Here is an 18,544-nt window from a genome sequence, read left to right as displayed (position 1 = left end):
GATCCGGCGGGGGATGACCCAGGAAAGCGATCAGAAGAAAGGGAAATTCTGGTACTTTTTCAGAAATTCAAAACCAGCCAAGCATTCTCATGACACCGCAATATCGACCAAGGAGTCACAACTCGATCTCCACCTTTCTGCGCTGTAATCCTTGAAAAATCTCGATCTGACGCGTGTGCAAGGTAGGCGCCATCGGGAGACGGAGTTTGACATCTCTGCCATGCAACACCAACGACACTCTTTCCTGAGAATTCAAGCTTGCAAGGCGAAAGATATCCTTCGGTAATGCTGCGATGACCAGACCCGATGACTGGGTTGTCTGCTTGCCAGTGGATTGCGGCGACAGTGATGCCAGCGGACCGCTCGCCACTGGAGCCGGCTGATTGTTGTTCATCGTCCCCATCAGACGAACCTGTTCCGCAATCACGCGTACTCGCCCGTTGAGGCTACCGATTACATCAAAGGTATCGCTAGGCTTTATCTGTGAAACAGGGAAGGAATGACTCGCCATTGGGAGTGAGAACAACACCCTATCCTCGGGGATATATTGCGAGAGACTCTGACGTTTCACGGGCTTCAGGTCCTGAGGCTGAATGACATCCCCCGGTAGACGATTACGTGTCATGACCTTGCCGATCGCCATGCTCATGTCCTGCAGCCCTCCCGCCACATCTTTCATCATCTTGAGCTCCAGCATCTGAGGCGTGATGATCTGCCCCTGCGCGATCAGGTCATTGGCCACCAGCACCTCTTCTGCTCCCACACGCTCGTACTGACGGTACCCCAACAGGCTTGCCATCGAGGTCGACACCAGAAAAACGACCATGGCGACCGTCGTGCTGCCATTGAGACGTATATTCATGTCAACCTCCTTGATGGACATCACGGTTGCTCATCATGGGAAAAAGGTCGGAGAAACTTCGATCTTCCCCGACCTCAAGAGTAGCTATTACGGCGTGAAGGCACTCGCACCGGTAGCATTCTCTGCACCACTTCCCGCGGTGGTATTGGCCCCAGCATTGGTAGCCGCTTCACTATAATCCGCTGCGATAAAGTCGAAGGTTACGAGGTCGCCAGCATTGGCATCAGTCGCGTCAACGAAGCCGGATCCTTCCAGGAAGGCGGTCCCTTCTGCATTGACCAACCCATCAAAAGCGTAGGATTGATCAAGCTGACCGATGGCTTCTGCAACATCTTCCATTTCAGCAGTCAGTGAATCGCGCATGGTTACCAGACCTACTACCATGCCGATCACCATGACCGAGAGGATCAGCACCAGCTCGGTGGTCATCACGAAACCTGCCTGGGACTTCTTGGTTGTCTTTTTCATCTGTGAATCTCCAGTGAGGATATCTTCGACAGCTGCACTTTCCCGTTCAATGGATCGTGGCCACAAGCAGCGACTTGTCTGCACCTACTGCCCACGAATTGAAGACTAACCGGTTTTTTGAAATCCAACTGCAAACCAATGTGTCGATAAATGTCACATCAAGGGTGTCCGGAATAAGAAAAAGCAAGGCGAGGCTTTCGCGATGCTGAAGATATGCACGTGAGAAGTGGGAAAATGACAATCAAAAAAGGCACTATGCGGGTCGCATCAGTGCCTTTCTTTAGTCAATATTGGCAGCCTTGAAGAGAACCTTTTCAATGTCGTGAGAGACTGACGATGCAGTGGCTGAGACGCAGCAACTGCAACACACGAACTGCAACACGGCGTCTAGCGACAGAATCGCCAGCCCCGCGTGCCGAGGTGGAAGTGATCACGATGGGCGGCGTTGTAATCCGGCCCCAGCACGGTACCGAAACTCTCACAGGCGGCGTCCTGCACGGCACGCAGGAAGCGGCCCGGGGCATCTTCATCCTCGGGCACCGTCCAGTCGCGCGGCAGGCGAACCTGACGGCCGTCCGCCAGCGTGAAGCCTGTGACATCCAGCGCATCCGCAGTGGCATGTTCACTGCGACGTGCGTTCTCTCGTCCGTAGATGTTGCGGCAGGCGTAGCTGCCCACATGGGACACTTGCGTCACTTCGCTCCCCATGACCTCCTGCGCCGCTGACTTGAGCCCATGGCGCTCGAAGCGCAGCCAGCTCACCGCCAGCGGGCAGCTGGCAATGAAGGACTGGTTGAAGCGAACACCCTGCTCGCCACTCGCGCCTGACGCCGAATGCATGCGTACGCTGTTGATGAGGTCACAGCCGTTGTTGCTGGGGCGGTCCGGCAGGAAGGTCACCCGTTGCGGGGCTTCCCGCTCGAGAAATGCGCGGCAGGCGGCCGGGTTCTCGTTCAAGCGTGAGAGCTTCCAGCCGGTCGCCATGCCGGGCGGGTCCTCCAATTGCAGTGGCGCCCATGGGAGATAGTGAGCGGGTATCCAGCGCTCCAGCACGATGATGTCGCGCTGGACCGCAACGCCCAGGCCGATGAGCACCAGGCATATCAATGTGAGCCCCATACCTTTGCGGCGCTGCTTGTGCTGCAAACCGTTCATGTTCGCCTCCTGTACACGTTGCAGGCCCTCACCTGCCCCAGGCTTCGCCTGCCCCAGGCTTCGCCTGCACCAGGGTTACTGACCACCGTGAATGGCATGACGTATCGACCGCCTCATATATGCCATATCAGAAACAGTGAAATGAAGGGCGAGGCGCTGTCAGAGACGCGGCTGTCCACTATGCTGGACGCCTTCCAGCAGACCAGCCACATGCCCTTGAGGGGCCACGCCTCGGCTGCTCTCTGCACGCCAATCCGCTATCAGGAGCGCACATGACGACAGCCCCTACCTCACGCCTGGGCACGATCCCGCTCTCGGTGCTTGACCTTGCCCCCATCCGCGATACCGGCAGTGTTGCTGAAACCTTCCACAATAGCGTCAGTCTCGCCCAGCATGTCGAAGCGCTGGGCTTTCATCGCCTGTGGCTGGCCGAGCATCACAACATCGATGGCATCGCCAGTGCCGCCACCTCGGTGCTGATCGGCCATGTAGCCGGCAAGACCTCCCGCCTGCGGGTCGGCTCGGGCGGCATCATGCTGCCCAACCATCCCCCGCTGGTGGTGGCGGAACAGTTCGGCACCCTGGCCACGCTCTACCCGGACAGGATCGATCTCGGACTTGGCCGCGCGCCGGGCTCCGATGGCATCACCATGCAGGCGATGCGCCGCGACCCTTCCGCCGGCGTGAATGACTTCCCTCAGCGCCTGGCCGAACTCGAGCAGTATCTGGGCGAGGCTTCACCCGGTCAGCGCGTCAAGGCCATGCCGGGGCAAGGTACTCATGTCCCCCTGTGGCTATTGGGCTCCAGCGACTACAGCGCACGCCTGGCAGCGAAAAAAGGCCTGCCCTTCGCCTTCGCCGGCCAGTTCGCCCCCGGCTACATGCTGGAGGCCATCAAGCTCTATCGCGAGAACTTCATGCCCTCCGAGGTGCTGGATGCGCCCTACGTGATGCTCGGACTGCCACTGATCGCCGCCGACAGCGATGAACGCGCCCGTTTCCTGGCCAGCACCCAGCAACAGAAATTCCTCAATCTGATCCGCGGCAAGAGCACGCGCGCCCTGCCCCCACGCGAGACACTGGACTGGTCAGCACGCGAGGAAGCCATGGTCGGTCAGAATCTGGCCGCTGCCATCATCGGCGGGCCTGAGCGCATTCGCAGCGAGCTCGAGCATCTGCTGGAGGTGACCCAGGCCGACGAATTGATGTTCAACTCGGATTTCTATGAGCATGCCGACCGCCTGAAGAGCTACGAGATACTCGCCGAGGTCGCCGGCCGCCGGACGCCGGACGCCAGTAAATGACGTGAGCCCCTTCACGCTGACTGGCTTGCCAAGACAAGACGCCGCTCACATCTCCTGTGAGCGGCGTCTTGTCGTTCTGAGCCTGCCGTGAAGCCACGCATTGGCGTCATGATCTGAAAGCGATGAGCTTAAAACGATGAACTCAAGGCGATGAGCTCAAGTCGATAAGTTCATGCCACGACTCGGCTCAATGATGGTCGCGCGGGTTCACGCGACGATTCTTGACGTCCGGCGCACGGCGGATGCGATCTTCCTCGGCCAGGCTGTCAGCCTCGAAGATATCCGCACCGACCGGTGTCTCACCATGACGGCGATACAGCTGACTGAGCATCTGGCGACGATCAGCCCGCAGCTCTTTCACCAGTACCACGATCATGCCGTAGATGATGAAGGTGAAGGGCAAGGCCGAGAGTACCGAGGCTGACTGCAAGCCCTTGAGACCGCCCGTCGAGATCAGCGTCAGGCAGATGGCCGCGATCAGCACGCCCCAGGCGATACGCTTGTAGAGTGGCGGATTGATCGAGCCGCCGTCGGTCATCTGCGCCACGATGTAGGACGCCGAATCGGCGGAGGTCACCAGGAAGATGAAGATCAGCATGATCGCGACCACCGACAGCACGCTACTGAAGGGCATCAGATCGAACATCTCGAACAAGGCAGACGTGATGTTGGCATCCGTCGCGGCCGCCAGACCGACATCACTGGCCAACTCCATGTTGATCGCCGCGCCACCGAAGACACCGATCCAAAGGCACGCCAGCAGCGGCGGCACGATCAGCACGCCCACCACATACTCCTTGATGGTGCGGCCACGCGAGACACGCGCGACGAAGGTGCCGACGAACGGCGACCAGGCGATGACCCATGCCCAGTAGAAGACGGTCCAGGAGCTGTTCCAGTCATTGCCGTCATAGGGCGACATGCGCAGGCTCATGCCGATGAAGTTCTGCAGATAATCGCCGATGCCCAGGGTGATCGTCTTGAGAATGTCCAGCGTCGGGCCAGTGAACAGCACATACAGCATCAGCGCGATGCAGATGCTCATGTTGAGGTTGGACAGGCGCTTGATGCCCTTGTCGAGCCCGGACCAGGTCGAGGCCATGTAGGCACAGAACATCACGCCCATGATGATGAACTGCCATTGCCAGCCTTCTTCCACGCCGAAGACGAAGTGCAGCCCCCCATTCATCTGCAACACGCCCAGGCCCAGCGATGTCGCGACCCCCATCACGGTCGCCACTACCGCAAAGACATCCAGTACCGGGCCATAGCGGCGCACCTTGGGATGCTTGGCCGTCACGGAAGACAGCACCGAGGACACCAGCCCCGCCTGTCCCTTGCGGAACTGGAAATAGGCAATGATCAGGCCGACCACCGAGAAGGCAGCCCACTGATGGACGCCCCAGTTGAAGAAGGCATATTGAATGGCATAGCGCGCAGACTCGGGCGTCTCGCCCGGCATATCGGCGAACGGCGGCTTCAGATAGTGCTGCATGGGTTCCGCCATGCCATAGAACACCAGCCCGACGCCAAACCCTGCTGCCAACAGCATGCTGACCCAGGAAAAGAAGGTATAGGAAGGCCGGCTATCCTGCGGGCCGAGCCGGATCTTGCCGTACTTGCTCAGCGCGAGACTGATGAGAAATATCACGAAACCAAAGACGGATATCAGATAGAACCAGCCGAACATGCTGGTCACGGCGCCGAGCGCCTGATCTGCCAATTCACCGAAACGGGTGGGAAATCCTGCCCCCAATGCGACCAGCCCCAGAATGATGATGACCGACGCGCTGAATACGCGCTTTCCTCCAGATGTCATAAATCGCTACTCCCTGTGAGCTGTGACAGCGGTGAGGTGGATCGCGCACCAGCGAGAAACGAGTAGCGTATTGCCAACGAATATTCGCAGTGCCTTCTAGACATGAACCTGATTCCCCAGAACTTCAAGGGCAGACGACGCCAGCAGCACAGGAAAATTTGTCACTGTCTGTACAGGCAAGCGTTTGCCCCAGCCGGGCCACAGCCTCCGCGTGGAAGGAGAAAGCCGGTTTTGAAAGGTCAGTGAAGGCTTTGAAAGGACAGTGCAGACCTTGAAGGGACAGCGCAGGCCCTGGAAGGACAGTGACGAGGGAGCAGGAAGACGGGAAGTCCCGGGCAAGCTGGCCAGCCACGATGGCGAGATCGCCAGATAACCTCTACATTACTTGTACGATAGTTATAAAATGCGATTCACCGCCGACATGACATCCCACTGAGGGTATTCCCGATGCCTGCACATACCACTGCAACGCACCAGCCACGCACCGCTGTGACCCCCACTCACGCGTCGCCTGCTGCTCCACTACCCCCAAGCCAGCTCGCCGATCAGACGACCGCCCACCAGGACGAGACCAGCATGACACTCGAATCGTTGGCACGCGCACTGCAGCACGGCATGGTGCCGGTGGTCGAGGTCATGTCACTGGATGGCATCTACAAGGTGAGAATCCATCATTGCCATGGTATCTCGGACCTGACGCGCAATGATCACAGCGCACTATGGTTCAAGGGTACCGGTGAGATACGCGACTTGATGGGCGCACGCGGCATCAGCCACGGCGTGCTGACCTGGGCAGATCAATGGGGAGATGAAATGATCGGGGTCGAATCGCGCAGCCTCAATCAGGAAGAACTGCTCGCCTGGGGCACGCGTATCTGTTTCAAGTGATACCCGAGAGATGTCCCCCCGGGGATGTCCGCCCAGACACACAAAAGCCGCCCCTGCCGAGGGCGGCTTTTGTGTGTTGCTGTGCCATATCCAAGATCATCCATCCGGCCAGCTCTCAGCAGAATGTGCCTGGCTCAAGCTCTGTCGAGAATGCGAAAGAATTGGAGGCACCTCAGTGGCTGACGGCTTCTTCATTGGCCACGAAACCGGCATCAGCGCACAGGCGGCTGAATTCATCCCAGTGTTGCATGACCTGCCAGGCGCCTGTAGTCCGCAGCACCTCGGCGTGGCCTGGCGGGATGTGGCTTGCGCCCAGATGGCCGACGACCTTGAGGCCCGCGGCCACGGCTGCCTGCATTCCCGTGCGGCTGTCTTCCACTACCAGACATTCCTCGGCGGAGCGTCCCAGCGTCTTGAGGGCGAGCAGATAGAGGTCTGGCGCCGGCTTGGGATTCATAACCTCATCGGAGGTGAAGATCGGCAGCTGCTCGTCGCCATTGGCCGCGGCAATCTCATCGAGAATGCCACGAAGCCCCGAGCTCTCGAGATTGATCTTCATGCGCTGCTCAGAGCTGTTGGACACGATCGCCAACGGCAGACGCTGATCGCGAATCCACTCCAGCGTCTCGCGCACCCCGGGCATGGCCTTGAGCGAGTCGGCCAGGCGGGCATCGACGAGATGGCGTACCTGGTCGAGCGCATCCACGGGCAGCGTGTGCTGACTGCGGGCTTCCAGGTCCAGCAGGATATCGCGCGTCATCATGCCCAGACAGCGGTCCAGCTCATGCTCGATCTGCTCTGCACTCCCCAAGTCTGGCAGCCAGACGGGAAGTTTTTCCTTGAGCACGCCATCAGCGATGATCTCGCTATCCACCAATACACCGTCACAATCAAAGATAAGTTGCTTCATGCGAGCTCCAATTCGAGAAAAGATGGCCGAAACACGTGATGAACAAGACACCTTGTCGCGCAAGGCATTGAGCGGCCACAAGAAGTGATATCCCTCATTGATGAGGGCAGAAAACTGAAAAGCAATCCCGACATTCTGCAGCAGACCTGGGCGAGGATTTTCCGAGGCAAGGCTGTCGGTAGGTGACTTGACGCGCTCAAGGGTAATGCACTGCAATGGCAACGTCATGACAGGAATTCTTGCCTTATCAAGACACCCATGCAGGAGGAAGTATGCGACATCGCCATTCCCGCACATGTTCACATCCCTCACACTCGTCCGGCTTCGGCACGGGCCTTCTGGCCGGCGCCGCCGCGGCGACCGCCTTCTTTCTGGGCCGACGCCTCAACAGTGCTCGCAAGGTCAGTAGCGGCCATCCGCTGAAGCATCAGGTGCTCGATGCGGCCTCGCAGGTCATGCAGCGCAAGTATCCGATGGAAGCGATGAGTACCTATCTCAACGGCTTCCACCATTACGCCGATGACATGGGGCGTCAGGTGGAGGCCAGCCACTTCTGCATCCACCTGGAACATGATCTGCACCAATGCGTGATCTTCGATTCCAATCGCAGTGATGCCCGCTTGATCGGGATCGAATACATCATCAGCGCCGAGCGCTACGAGCAACTGCCCGAGGAAGAGAAGCCGCTCTGGCACAGCCATCACTATGAAGTGAAGTCCGGCATCCTGGTGGCCCCGGGGATTCCGGAACTGGCGGAGCGCAGCTACTTCGAGGACCTCGTCACCACCTACGGCAAGACCTTCCACACCTGGCAGATCGACCGCGACGACTTCCCCTACGGTATCCCGCAGCTGATGATGGCCTTCACCCGTGACGGTCAGATCGACGAGGAGCTGATGAAGCGCCGCGATGAGCGCCTGGGCATCAGCACTGAGGAGCGCCGCCGGAAGCGCGCCGAGATTCCGCTGCCCGATGTCAGCCCCAAGGCCAACGGTGGCCCGACCCCGCCCGACAGCGAGTCCCACCAGCCGCCGCATGAGAGCCTGAACGACAGCCGCTGAGGCCAGCGGCGAATCAGCGACACAAGCCACGACACGCACCAACGACATGCATCTACGACAAGGCCTGGCAATCAATTGCCAGGCGCCTTGTCGTTTCAGCTATCGCGTCAGGAAGCCGCAATGGGCATCCCGCAGGGCTCAGCTCTGATTGTCGTGTCGCGGCTTGTCTTCACGTGGTGTCGAGGCCATCTTCTCGAGCTCCTCCTCACTCATGGAGTCATACATCGAGCGGGCGGCCCCATCCAGTTCGCTGACCTTCTGCTCGCCACGACGTGCTGACAGTGCTGCCCCGGCTGCCATCTGCTGTGCCTTGGACTTGGCTGGCATGATTATCCTCCCTCTGGGCGAATATCGTGAACCATGGTCGGCTGCCATGAGCTCGACCATGCCGCTTGCTGTCACTCCCCATAGGCCATGCGGCCCTCCTTCGCCCTTTTCAAGCCTCGCGATGCCTTGAGTTTCCCCTCTCTGACCCAAGGCCATGCAGGAGAGACAGATGACTATCCTCAACAATAATATCGCCATCCAGCAGCAGGAGAGCCGCCATGCGTGACGTCGAATTTCCTCAACATCTTTCGCCCCATACTGCCAAGGATGACCTGACGGCGCTGGACGCCGAGCAACTGGCACGCGGGTATCAACGCGGTGAGTTCGACCCGCTACAGGTGACCCGAGCGGTGCTCGATCGTATCGAGCGGCTCAACCCGCTCGTCAATGCCTATGTGCATGTCGCGCATGACACGGCGCTGAAGGAGGCGCGTGAATCCACGCAGCGCTGGCAGGCCGGCAAGCCATTGAGTCCGCTCGATGGCATTCCTACCTCACTGAAAGGCCTGACGGATGTTGCCGGCATGCCAGCGAGAGCAGGCTCCCTGATCACACCGGCTACGCCATGCCAGCAGGATGCGCCGCCGGTCAGGCGCTTGCGTGAGGCAGGCGCGATTCTACTGGGCAAGACCAACACCCCCGAGTTCGGATGGAAGGCCGTCACCGATAACCTCGTGCATGGCACCACCAGCAATGCCTGGAATACCGAACTGACACCCGGTGGCTCTTCCGGTGGCGCGGCTACCGCCGCCGCCCTCAATCTGGGCGTGCTGCATCAAGGCGGTGATTCCGGTGGGTCGATCCGTATTCCTGCCGCCTTCAGTGGCATCTTCGGCTTCAAGCCCACCTTTGGCTGGACACCGCAGTGGCCACCCTCCAAGGCTGCCTTCCTGTCCAGTATCGGGCCCATGACCCGCAGCCCCCGTGACGCCGCCGCCATGCTCAATGTCATCGGCCGTCACGATGCCCGGGACCCATACGCCAACCGCGGCCAACCCGAGGATTGGGGCGCTGATATCGGCAAGTCGCTGGCAGGACTGCGCATCGCCTACTCGCCATGTTTCGGGTCTGTCGAGGTCGACCCCGAGATCGCAAGCCTGGTGGAGCGCGCCGCACAGCGTCTGGCGAACCTTGGCGCGGACATCGTGGCGGTCGATCCCCCGGTCGCGACAAGCCTCGAGACGTTTCGCAAGATCTGGTTCACCGCCTCGCTGGGGCTCTGGGATGACTGCGATGTCCAGCAGCGCGAACAGCTCGATCCCGGGCTGGTCGAGAATGCCATGTGTGCACGCGAATGGTCGTCGCTGGATCTCTTCAAGGCGCTTGAGGAGCGCTACCGGATCACCCAGGCGCTGGAGCAATTCAATCAGGATTTCCACCTGTTGCTGACACCCAGCGTCGCCGTCACCCCCTTCGCCCTGAATCATCAGGTACCCCCGGATAGCCAGATGCATGACTGGGAGGAATGGGCACCGTTCTCCTATCCCTTCAATCTGAGCGGCCAACCTGCGGCGTCAGTGCCCTGTGGCTTCACGTCTCAGGGGCTGCCCGTCGGCTTTCAGCTGGCAGGCGGCAAGCACGATGATGTGCGACTGCTGCGGGCAGCCGCTGCCTATATGGATGCCTACCCTACCGCGCATTCCGTCGAGCCCTACCGTCCGAGATGAGGCCGCTCGGTCGCACTGGCTGACCGGCGACCTTCACATGCGACAACGCCCGCCACTGCCCCTTCATCAGGGCGGTGGCGGGCGTTGGCCGTGATGCCTGTCATCCAGGCAACAGGCTATTTACAGGAACTATTTCCGAGAACTATTTCAACAAGCTATCAAAGGGGCTATTTCACAGGGCTATTTCAATACGCCCTGCAAAAGGCGATTCACATGAACGCGGCCCCGTGAGCCGCCCCGGTTACTTGAGCGAATCCTGATTGCCGATGCGCGCCATCATCTCGGTGAACATCTGGATGTCGAGCATCAGGTTATCGACCCGCTTGAACTCCTCGGAGGTATGCCCGGTATAGGTCTCGCCCGGCATGGACGGGCCGAAGTTGATCGCATTGGGCAACAACTTGGCGGTCGTGCTGCCCGCGGAGGAGCGCGGCTCGGCCTCCATGCCGGTGGTATCCCCGAAGATATTGAGCAGCGTCTGCAGCCAGGCACCGCTGGGATCACGCAGCATCCAGTCGCGAATCTCGACATTCAGCGTCATGTCCATGCCCTGCTCGCTGGCATAGGCGCTCAGCTTGTCCTGAATCGTCTGGCTCAATTCCTCAGGTGATTTCTCGCCGGCAGGCGCACGCACATTGACCGCGACCCGCAGCGCATCGTCCTCCTTGGCGAAGAAGGTCGGCGTCACCTTGAGCGGCCCCATGAAATCATGGGAATACGCGATGCCCAGCTGCTTGCCGTGATAGTCCAGCCCGTAGTTGTCGTTCAGGTAATGGATGGCATCTTCATAGGCATTGTCATGGAAATCGATGCCGGAGGTGGCGAGCAGGCCCGCCAGCCGTGTGACAGGATTGACGCCGTTGGCCGGCGCCGAGGAGTGGGCCGACTTGCCGGTCACCGTCACGCTGACCTCTTCACCTTCCACCTCACTGGCGACGCTGAAGTCCTGGCCATGCTCCTTGACGTAGCGGCTGCCGAGCGTTTCAAGCTTGTGGCTGAGCGCCTTGGCGCCCGCTGCGTCAGCCGCGTGCAGCGTGGCGGTGGAGCGCTCCGGAATCTGGTTGGTCGCCAGGCCGCCCTTGAAGTCGGTGATCGTCGGCAGAGCATCGACTGCCTGATCAGATGACGCCTCGCCCGCCTTGGGCGTCAAGGGGAAGCGCGCATCGATGGTGCCGAAACCATTCTCGGCCGTGATCGCCGGATAACCGCTATCGAGCACGATGTTGTATTCCGGCAGGTCATTTCTGGCCTTGTAGTACTCGAAGCCATCACCGCCGGTCTCTTCCGTGGTCTCGATCATCAGGCGAATGGTGCGCTTGAGCGGCACCTCATTCTCCTTGAGCGACTTCATGGCATACAGCGCTGCGGCGATAGAGGCCTTGTCATCTTCGGTGCCGCGCCCGTAGAGCTTGCCGTCGATCTCGGTCATCGCGAACGGGTCGAGATGGGTGCCGTCGTCGAGTGTCCAGCCCTCCTCGCCTGCCGGTACCACATCGCCGTGGGTCAGAATGCCGAACACGTCATCGCCAGTTCCCTCAAGCTCAACCTCGAAGACGCGATTGTCGACGTTACGGAATGTCAGGCCGAACGCCTCGGCGCGCGCCTTGATCAACTCACCGAAGCGCGCGATTTCCGGGTTCTCGAATTGCGGCTTCTCCCCCACCTTGGCGGTCGGGATCGCGACCATTTCCTTGAGCAGCGCCTGGACATCATCGCCGTACTGCAGACGGTTGTAGACCCCCAGCAGCCGATAGATGTTGACGAAGGCGTCACCTTCCAGCGTCTCACCGGCCTGATACTGCTCGATGGCAGCCCTGACGGCCGTGTCCTGGGAATTGCGTTCGGCCACCTGGGTCAGAAAGCCATTGAAGTCCGGCGCCAGCTCCTGCCGGCCCTGTTCGATCAAGCTGACCAGCTGGGCACGCTTGAGCGTATGTTCGCCCTGCGGTGCGCGCTTGCCCGTATCATCGGCTGCCATCGGCTCGTCTGCGCTGACAGGCAGTGCGCTGCCGAGCCCGAGTGCCAGACCCAGCGCGAGGGCCGTCTGACGAGAGGTAGCGTGAGTGGCTGTGTGGGTACTCATGGGCATGTACGTCCTTGTGTTAGGCAAGACGCCACGTCGTCAATGGCCGCAGAGACAATGGATGAGGAGAAGACCCTCACCGACGCCCGGCGGCAGCCGACCACGCGACATCAAGACGGTTTCATCGGCCTTGCCGTGAAACATGAATGTCTTATACACAACCATCTTATGTACTAGGCCACGCCACGCCAACCCTGGCGAGAGGTGCCTGCCACTCTGCTCTCCATTATGGCCTTGCCCCTCTTCGCCCCAGACGAGCGACTCAGTTCCAGCGCTTGAGCAGAATCTCGATGAACAGTTCCGCGATCGGCGACAGGGACTCACCGCGCCGCCGCAGCAGGCCAATGGTCCGGTCAATGCGCGGTTCGGGCAGTTCACGCTGACACAGCACCTCGTGTTCCGGCCCCGGCATGGCCATCGACGGCAGGATGGCGACGCCCAGCCCGCTCTCGACCAGACCCAGTGACGTCGAAAGGTGCTGTACCTCGTAGAAGCCATCCAGATGCAGGCCGGCAGACAGCAGGGTGTTGTCGAGCAGAATGCGGTTGCCGCTGTCACGCGAGACCGTGATCAGGCGCACATCGTCCAGGTCGCTCCATTCCACGCGCTGTTTCTGTGCAAGAGGATGGTCTCGACGCAGGGCCAGCACGAAGGGATCACGATAGATGGAGGTGAAATCCACCGCCGGATGGTGGGCACTGACCATATTGATACCAAAGTCTGCCTCCCCCGAAACCACCCTTTCGACCCCTTCATTGGCACTGACATCCAGGATGCGAATCCGGATACCGGGATAGGCAGTATTGAATTCGCGCACCACGCTGGGCAGGAAGTAGAAGGCTGCCGTGGGCAGGCAGGCGATGGTCAGCACCCCCTTGCGGTGGGTGGCAAGCTCGCGAACGCCGACCAGAGACGACTCATAATCTTCGAGCAACTTGCGGGCTTTGGGCAGAAAATCACGCCCAACGGGCGTCAAACGACTTCTTCGCGTGGTGCGCTCGAGCACCTTGGCGCCCAGAATTTCCTCCAGTTTCTGGATGCGGCGCGACAACGCCGGCTGCGAAATATGCAGCCGTTCTGCCGCCTCATTGAAGGAATGATTCTCGGCGACCTCGACGAACGCCGACAGATCCAGAAACTCCAATCTATGCATGCAACTACCTTATTGTTTCAGTTTTCGGATTAATGCGCACAATGATGACAGTATAGGTTTTATTTGCATTTGATGCATAGATCATCGGCTGTGATGCTTCACGAAGGCGCAAACAGACAGGAGCGCGTTCCAACATGATGCATTCACTTCCTTGCATGATCCTACGTGGCGGTACCTCTCGGGGCCCCTTCCTGCGTCTGGATCACCTCCCCGCCGATGACGAAGGCCGACGCGAAGTTCTGCGTCAGGTCATGGGCTCCGGCCACGTACTGCAGATCGATGGCCTGGGCGGCGGCAATTCGTTGACCAGCAAGGTCGCCCTCGTCGGGCCGCCCAGTCATCCTGAAGCTGATGTCGATTACCTGTTCGCTCAGGTCGACGTAGAAGGCGACAAGGTCGACTTCTCGCCCAACTGCGGCAACATGCTGGCCGCCGTCGGCCCCTACGCCATCGAGACCGGCATGATTGCGCCGCAGGGCGACCTGACGCGTCTGCGGATTCACAACCTCAACACCCGCACGCTGATCGACAGCCAGGTGCCGACGCCCGGCGGCGCGGTGGCCTACCAGGGTGACACGCGCATCAGTGGCGTGCCCGGCGCCGGCAGCGCCATCAAGCTGGGCTTCCTCGGCGCGGTGGGCGCCAAGACCGGCAAGATGCTGCCCAGCGGCCAGGTCATCGACGTGATTGATGGCGTCGAGGTGACCTGCCTCGACTCCGCCACGCCGGTGGTGCTGATCGAAGCGGCAAGTCTGGGCTGGGTGGGCAACGAAGCGCCGGCCGAGATGGATGCCAACCGCGAGGCGATGGCACGTCTCGAGCAGATTCGCCTCAAGGCGGGAGAATTGATGGGCATGGGCGACGTCAGCGGCTCGGTGCTGCCCAAGCCGGTGATTCTCTCCGCCCCGCGCACCCAGGACGGCACTCTATGTGCCCGTTACTTCGTGCCGCATCGCTGCCATGGCGCCCTGGCCGTCACGGGTGCCATCACGCTGGCCGTTGCGACCAGTATCCCGGGCACCCTGGCCAATCGTGTGGCACTCGCGGCCGGCACTCTGGCACCGGATAGCCTGGCGGCAAACGTCCATCTGGAACATCCCGCCGGATTTCTGGATGTCGAGGTCGAGCATGCCAATGCCGACCCGATGACCCCCAGCCGCGTGTCTCTGCTGCGCACGGCACGCAAGATCATGAGTGGCGAGGTGTTCTTGAACCTCCCCGACTCGGTGGAAATGCCTGGGCGTGCATGACACGCCAGACGACCGCGCTGGCAAGCGCCAGACGCGGAGACATCGTCGACAGGCAACGAGCTGGTACTGCAGTATATTGATTTACAATGAATTTTCGCTAAACGAAATAGCCTGACTGCGCCGCCATGCAGATAGCGCATCACTGATCGACAACGCATTCCAACAATAATCAGGAGTCAGACCATGTCCATCATCGTGTCTACCCCCAAGCGCCAGACCCTCAAGCGTCATGCCCGCACCACCGCATTGGCCTTCATGCTGCCCGTCATGGGTCTGATGCCACTGTCCTCAGCCGTTCACGCCGCGGCGGAAGTCCCCGATACCCTGACCTGGACCGTCCCGTTCGGTGTCGGGGGCGGCACGGACGTCTGGGCACGCTTCATGTCCAACTGGGTGACCAAGGACCTGCCGGGCAACCCGGCTGTCGTCATCGACAACGTCCCGGGCGGTGGTTCCATCACCGGCGTCAACCTGTTCAGCAAGCGTGCCGGCGATGACGGCGACGAGATGGTCGTCACCTCGGCCTCTACCCAGTATCCGGCCATGCTGCGCGACCGTCGCGTGCGCTATGACTATGCCGACTGGGAGCCGATCTTCGCCGCACCGACAGGGGGTGTCGTCTACGCCTCAAGCTCGCTGGGCAAGGACAGCGCCAGTGCGCTCGAGGCCCTCGCCTCCCAGGAAGTGAAGTTCGCCGGCCAGAACCCGACCGGGCTCGAGATGCCGGTACTGATGGCCTTCGATCTGCTCGACTTCCAGGTCGACCCGGTCTTCGGCATGAAGAGCCGTGGTGAAGGCCGCCTGGCCTTCGAACGTGGCGAAGTCGCCCTCGACTTCCAGACCACCTCCGCCTACAAGAGCAACGTCACGCCGCTGGTCGACGCCGGCCAGGCCGTACCGCTGTTCAGCCTTGGCGTGATGGATGACGAAGGCCATATCGAGCGCGATCCGTCCTTCCCGGACCTGCCGACCTTCTCCGAACTGTATCTGGCCCAGGAAGGCCATTCACGTGACGACGAGGCCTACCAGATCTTCCACAAGTTCTTCGCCTCCGGTTACGCCATGCAGAAGATGCTGCTGGTGCCGAAGGACGTGGACCCGGAACTGCTGGAACTTTACCGCCAGGCCGCACGTGATCTGGCCAAGAACCCCGAGTTCCTCAAGGAGGCCGCCGAGAAGGTCGGGCCCTATAGCCTGATGGTCGGCAAGGCCGCCGCGACCCAGCTTCAGGAAGCCATGCAGCTGAGCGAAGCCGAGCACGAATGGGTCAAGAACTGGCTGATGGAACGCCACAATATCCGCCTGCAATCTCGTTGAGGCGCGCAATCACACCCGTAACGGTCTGAACCCCCGGGTGTGATGGGGACCCACTCACGGGGCTGCCGACCAGCAGCCCCGTGAGCCTTTCACTCCCTGCCTCACCATGCTCTCCCCGGCACCGCCTCTGAGTGTTAGAGAAGCATCTAGAGAAGAACAAGAGGTTGAGTAACGCCATGATCGACACTCTCCTGTCCAGCATTGGACACGTCTTCACGCTGACGCATCTGCTGTTCATGATGATCGGCATCTTCGTCGGCCTGCTGGTCGGTATCATTCCCGGCCTGGGCGGCATCGCCGGCATGGCCCTGCTGCTGCCCTTCCTCTATGGTCTGGACCCGGGTTACGCCCTGGGCATGCTGATGGGCATGGTCGCGGTCATTCCTACCGGCGATACCTTCGCCTCTGTCCTGATGGGCATTCCCGGTTCCAGCGCGTCGCAAGCCACGGTGCTGGATGGCTTCCCGCTGGCCAAGAAGGGCCAGGCAGCCCGCGCGCTGACCAGTGCCTTCCTGTCTTCCCTGTGTGGTGGCGTGATCGGTGCCATCATCCTGACCGGCTTCATCCTCGTCGCACGTCCCCTCGTACTGGCCTTCTCGTCAGCCGAATTGTTCGTGTTGACCTTGCTGGGCCTGACGATGGTGGCGGTGTTGTCCGGCAAGAACCTGTTCAAGGGCACCGCTGCCTGCGGCCTCGGCCTGCTGGTCGGTGCCATCGGCGCCGCACCGGCGACCGGCGAGTACCGCATGAACCTGGATATCGACTACCTGTACGACGGCGTGCCGCTGATCGTGCTGGGTCTGGGCATCTTCGCCCTGCCGGAAATCGTCGAGCTGCTGCTGGGACGTGGCAGTATCGCCAAGAACGGCAACACCGACCTGGGCAAAGGCTGGTCTGCCGGCATCAAGGATGTGGTCAAGAACAAGTGGCTGGTCGCGCGCTGTGCCGGTATCGGCAGCCTGATCGGGACCATTCCGGGTCTGGCGGGTTCCGTGGTCGACTGGATCACCTACGGCTTCGCGGTCAAGACCGCCAAGGACCCGAGCCAGTTCGGCAAGGGCGACATCCGCGGCGTCATCGCGCCGGAATCCGCCAACAATGCCTGCGCCTGCGGTGCCATGGTGCCGACACTGCTGTTCGGGGTGCCAGGCTCCGGCACGGCGGCGGTCTTCCTGGGCGGGCTGTTGCTGCTGGGTCTGGAACCCGGCGTGTCGATGATCACCACCAATCTGGACATGACCTACACCATCATCTGGTCACTGGCGCTGGCCAATATTCTGGGCGCGGGCCTGTGTCTGATGCTGGCGCGTCCGGTCGCGCAGCTGACGCGTGTACCCTTCGCCATTCTGGCCCCTGCCATCACCGTGCTGATCCTGTTCGCTGCCTATCAGGCCAGCCGCTCGCTGGGTGACTGGGCCGCGCTGGGCATGATCGGCATGATCGGTGTGCTGTTCAAGAGTGCTGGCTGGTCGCGTCCGGCCTTCCTGATCGGCTTCGTGCTGGCACCGGGTGCCGAGAACTACTTCTACCAGAGCATGCAGTTCCACGGCGCCGAAGCCTTCCTGCGTCCGGGCGTGCTGATCATCCTCGGCCTGATCCTGCTGGCCTTCTTCCTGCCGGTGATCCGCAAGGCGATCATGCGTCGCCGCCAGACCCATGAAGTGGTCGAGACTGCGCCGTCGCCGGAAGAGGATGTCCTGGAATCGCGTGGCTTCGGCGGCGTCGACTTCCTGCTGCTGTTGATGATGGGCGCAGCCGCCCTGTGGGCGCTCTACGACGTCAGGGACCTGATGCCGCTGGGCAAGGCCTTCCCGACGCTAGCCGCCTTCATCACGCTGCTCTCGGTGATCGCCGTGGTCTTCAACGGCTGGCGTCGCGGCATGATTCGTGTCAAGCAACCGGCCTTCAAGGCAGTGGGTGTGGTACTTGGCTTCTTCGTGCTGATCGGCGTCAGTGCGCTGCTGGGCTTCGTCTCCACCGCCGTGCTGTTCTGCCTGGGCTTCCAGCTCACCATCGCACGCAAGTCGCCGCTGTTCGCAGGGCTCTTCGCGCTGGGCGTGGCAGTCTTCCTGCTCGGCATGCAGGCGGCGATGAATCTGCACTACCCGACGGGTCTGCTGGATGACGTGGTGCTGCCGATGATTCCCTTCCTGTAAGGCCAGCGGGCATCACCAGCACTCAACTCTCGAGTACGACATACGCAAGCGGGCACCCATTGGGTGCCCGCTTGCGTATTGTGACAACCCCAAGCCCAATGTCAGGTACTCGCCGCCATCACGG

At 60.9% G+C, this 18,544-nt stretch carries 15 protein-coding genes; 7 read left to right on the top strand and 8 right to left on the bottom strand.

The window, feature by feature from the left end; genetic code table 11:
- Positions 1–115 precede the first annotated feature (115 nt).
- From R2R70_RS12245 to R2R70_RS12235, 3 genes are all read right to left on the bottom strand, one after another.
- Positions 116–862 carry an SAF domain-containing protein gene (locus R2R70_RS12245; protein ID WP_131431879.1) on the bottom strand — a complete coding sequence of 249 codons (747 nt, stop codon included), beginning with the start codon at positions 860–862 and terminating at the stop codon, positions 116–118.
- Between the two features lie 87 nt (positions 863–949).
- Positions 950–1,330 carry a hypothetical protein gene (locus R2R70_RS12240; protein WP_199852355.1) on the bottom strand — a complete coding sequence of 127 codons (381 nt, stop codon included), beginning with the start codon at positions 1,328–1,330 and terminating at the stop codon, positions 950–952.
- A gap of 387 nt (positions 1,331–1,717) precedes the next feature.
- A complete protein-coding gene (locus tag R2R70_RS12235; protein ID WP_410978137.1) occupies positions 1,718–2,485 on the bottom strand; it encodes an extensin family protein in 768 nt (255 codons plus the stop codon).
- Positions 2,486–2,757: 272 nt separating this feature from the next.
- On the opposite strand from R2R70_RS12235, the gene R2R70_RS12230 reads away from it, so the two are divergent.
- Entirely contained in the window at positions 2,758–3,789 is a 1,032-nt protein-coding gene (locus tag R2R70_RS12230; RefSeq protein ID WP_410978136.1) for an LLM class flavin-dependent oxidoreductase, read from the top strand.
- Positions 3,790–3,976: 187 nt separating this feature from the next.
- On the opposite strand, the gene R2R70_RS12225 is transcribed toward R2R70_RS12230, so the two are convergent.
- Positions 3,977–5,608: a BCCT family transporter gene (locus tag R2R70_RS12225; RefSeq protein WP_054555939.1), complete on the bottom strand. Its 1,632-nt coding sequence runs from the start codon at positions 5,606–5,608 to the stop codon at positions 3,977–3,979.
- Between the two features lie 576 nt (positions 5,609–6,184).
- On the opposite strand from R2R70_RS12225, the gene R2R70_RS12220 reads away from it, so the two are divergent.
- On the top strand, positions 6,185–6,496 hold the full coding sequence (locus R2R70_RS12220) for a hypothetical protein (RefSeq protein WP_043332181.1): 312 nt from the start codon (positions 6,185–6,187) through the stop codon (positions 6,494–6,496).
- Between the two features lie 172 nt (positions 6,497–6,668).
- Here the strand turns inward: R2R70_RS12220 and R2R70_RS12215 are convergent, their stop codons facing one another.
- Positions 6,669–7,406, bottom strand: coding sequence for an HAD family hydrolase (locus tag R2R70_RS12215; protein ID WP_410978135.1), 738 nt, complete (start codon positions 7,404–7,406; stop codon positions 6,669–6,671).
- Positions 7,407–7,678: 272 nt separating this feature from the next.
- On the opposite strand from R2R70_RS12215, the gene R2R70_RS12210 reads away from it, so the two are divergent.
- A complete protein-coding gene (locus R2R70_RS12210; protein WP_054555938.1) occupies positions 7,679–8,467 on the top strand; it encodes an OBAP family protein in 789 nt (262 codons plus the stop codon).
- 138 nt (positions 8,468–8,605) lie between these two features.
- Here the strand turns inward: R2R70_RS12210 and R2R70_RS12205 are convergent, their stop codons facing one another.
- Positions 8,606–8,794: a DUF3008 family protein gene (locus tag R2R70_RS12205; RefSeq protein ID WP_131431876.1), complete on the bottom strand. Its 189-nt coding sequence runs from the start codon at positions 8,792–8,794 to the stop codon at positions 8,606–8,608.
- 218 nt (positions 8,795–9,012) lie between these two features.
- Between R2R70_RS12205 and R2R70_RS12200 the strand changes: the two genes are divergently transcribed.
- Positions 9,013–10,461 carry an amidase gene (locus R2R70_RS12200; protein WP_410978134.1) on the top strand — a complete coding sequence of 483 codons (1,449 nt, stop codon included), beginning with the start codon at positions 9,013–9,015 and terminating at the stop codon, positions 10,459–10,461.
- 241 nt (positions 10,462–10,702) lie between these two features.
- Here the strand turns inward: R2R70_RS12200 and R2R70_RS12195 are convergent, their stop codons facing one another.
- Both R2R70_RS12195 and R2R70_RS12190 read right to left on the bottom strand, forming a co-directional pair.
- Entirely contained in the window at positions 10,703–12,544 is a 1,842-nt protein-coding gene (locus R2R70_RS12195) for a dipeptidase (protein WP_410978133.1), read from the bottom strand.
- 262 nt (positions 12,545–12,806) lie between these two features.
- Positions 12,807–13,697, bottom strand: coding sequence for a LysR family transcriptional regulator (locus R2R70_RS12190; RefSeq protein ID WP_043332186.1), 891 nt, complete (start codon positions 13,695–13,697; stop codon positions 12,807–12,809).
- A gap of 134 nt (positions 13,698–13,831) precedes the next feature.
- Between R2R70_RS12190 and R2R70_RS12185 the strand changes: the two genes are divergently transcribed.
- The 3 genes from R2R70_RS12185 (at position 13,832) to R2R70_RS12175 (ending at position 18,420) form a co-directional block, all read left to right on the top strand.
- Positions 13,832–14,947, top strand: coding sequence for a 4-oxalomesaconate tautomerase (locus R2R70_RS12185; RefSeq protein WP_216060986.1), 1,116 nt, complete (start codon positions 13,832–13,834; stop codon positions 14,945–14,947).
- A 183-nt stretch (positions 14,948–15,130) separates the two neighbouring features.
- The gene (locus tag R2R70_RS12180) at positions 15,131–16,264 is read left to right on the top strand and encodes a tricarboxylate transporter (RefSeq protein WP_410978132.1); all 1,134 of its coding nucleotides are present in this window, start codon (positions 15,131–15,133) and stop codon (positions 16,262–16,264) included.
- A 176-nt stretch (positions 16,265–16,440) separates the two neighbouring features.
- On the top strand, positions 16,441–18,420 hold the full coding sequence (locus R2R70_RS12175) for a tripartite tricarboxylate transporter permease (protein ID WP_043332191.1): 1,980 nt from the start codon (positions 16,441–16,443) through the stop codon (positions 18,418–18,420).
- Positions 18,421–18,544 lie beyond the last annotated feature (124 nt).

This window comes from Cobetia sp. SIMBA_158 (assembly GCF_046566945.1).
GTDB classification, from domain to species: domain Bacteria; phylum Pseudomonadota; class Gammaproteobacteria; order Pseudomonadales; family Halomonadaceae; genus Cobetia; species Cobetia amphilecti.
The sequence above is the reverse complement of the archived record's forward strand: the minus strand, read 5'-3'. Positions and strand labels throughout refer to the sequence as shown.

Bases quoted from the DNA above. Each gene is read 5' to 3' on its own strand.
- R2R70_RS12245 (WP_131431879.1), bottom strand. From the start codon at position 862: ATGAATATACGTCTCAATGGCAGCACGACGGTCGCCATGGTCGTTTTT.
- R2R70_RS12240 (WP_199852355.1), bottom strand. From the start codon at position 1,330: ATGAAAAAGACAACCAAGAAGTCCCAGGCAGGTTTCGTGATGACCACC.
- R2R70_RS12235 (WP_410978137.1), bottom strand. From the start codon at position 2,485: ATGAACGGTTTGCAGCACAAGCAGCGCCGCAAAGGTATGGGGCTCACA.
- R2R70_RS12230 (WP_410978136.1), top strand. From the start codon at position 2,758: ATGACGACAGCCCCTACCTCACGCCTGGGCACGATCCCGCTCTCGGTG.
- R2R70_RS12225 (WP_054555939.1), bottom strand. From the start codon at position 5,608: ATGACATCTGGAGGAAAGCGCGTATTCAGCGCGTCGGTCATCATCATT.
- R2R70_RS12220 (WP_043332181.1), top strand. From the start codon at position 6,185: ATGACACTCGAATCGTTGGCACGCGCACTGCAGCACGGCATGGTGCCG.
- R2R70_RS12215 (WP_410978135.1), bottom strand. From the start codon at position 7,406: ATGAAGCAACTTATCTTTGATTGTGACGGTGTATTGGTGGATAGCGAG.
- R2R70_RS12210 (WP_054555938.1), top strand. From the start codon at position 7,679: ATGCGACATCGCCATTCCCGCACATGTTCACATCCCTCACACTCGTCC.
- R2R70_RS12205 (WP_131431876.1), bottom strand. From the start codon at position 8,794: ATGCCAGCCAAGTCCAAGGCACAGCAGATGGCAGCCGGGGCAGCACTG.
- R2R70_RS12200 (WP_410978134.1), top strand. From the start codon at position 9,013: ATGCGTGACGTCGAATTTCCTCAACATCTTTCGCCCCATACTGCCAAG.
- R2R70_RS12195 (WP_410978133.1), bottom strand. From the start codon at position 12,544: ATGAGTACCCACACAGCCACTCACGCTACCTCTCGTCAGACGGCCCTC.
- R2R70_RS12190 (WP_043332186.1), bottom strand. From the start codon at position 13,697: ATGCATAGATTGGAGTTTCTGGATCTGTCGGCGTTCGTCGAGGTCGCC.
- R2R70_RS12185 (WP_216060986.1), top strand. From the start codon at position 13,832: ATGATGCATTCACTTCCTTGCATGATCCTACGTGGCGGTACCTCTCGG.
- R2R70_RS12180 (WP_410978132.1), top strand. From the start codon at position 15,131: ATGTCCATCATCGTGTCTACCCCCAAGCGCCAGACCCTCAAGCGTCAT.
- R2R70_RS12175 (WP_043332191.1), top strand. From the start codon at position 16,441: ATGATCGACACTCTCCTGTCCAGCATTGGACACGTCTTCACGCTGACG.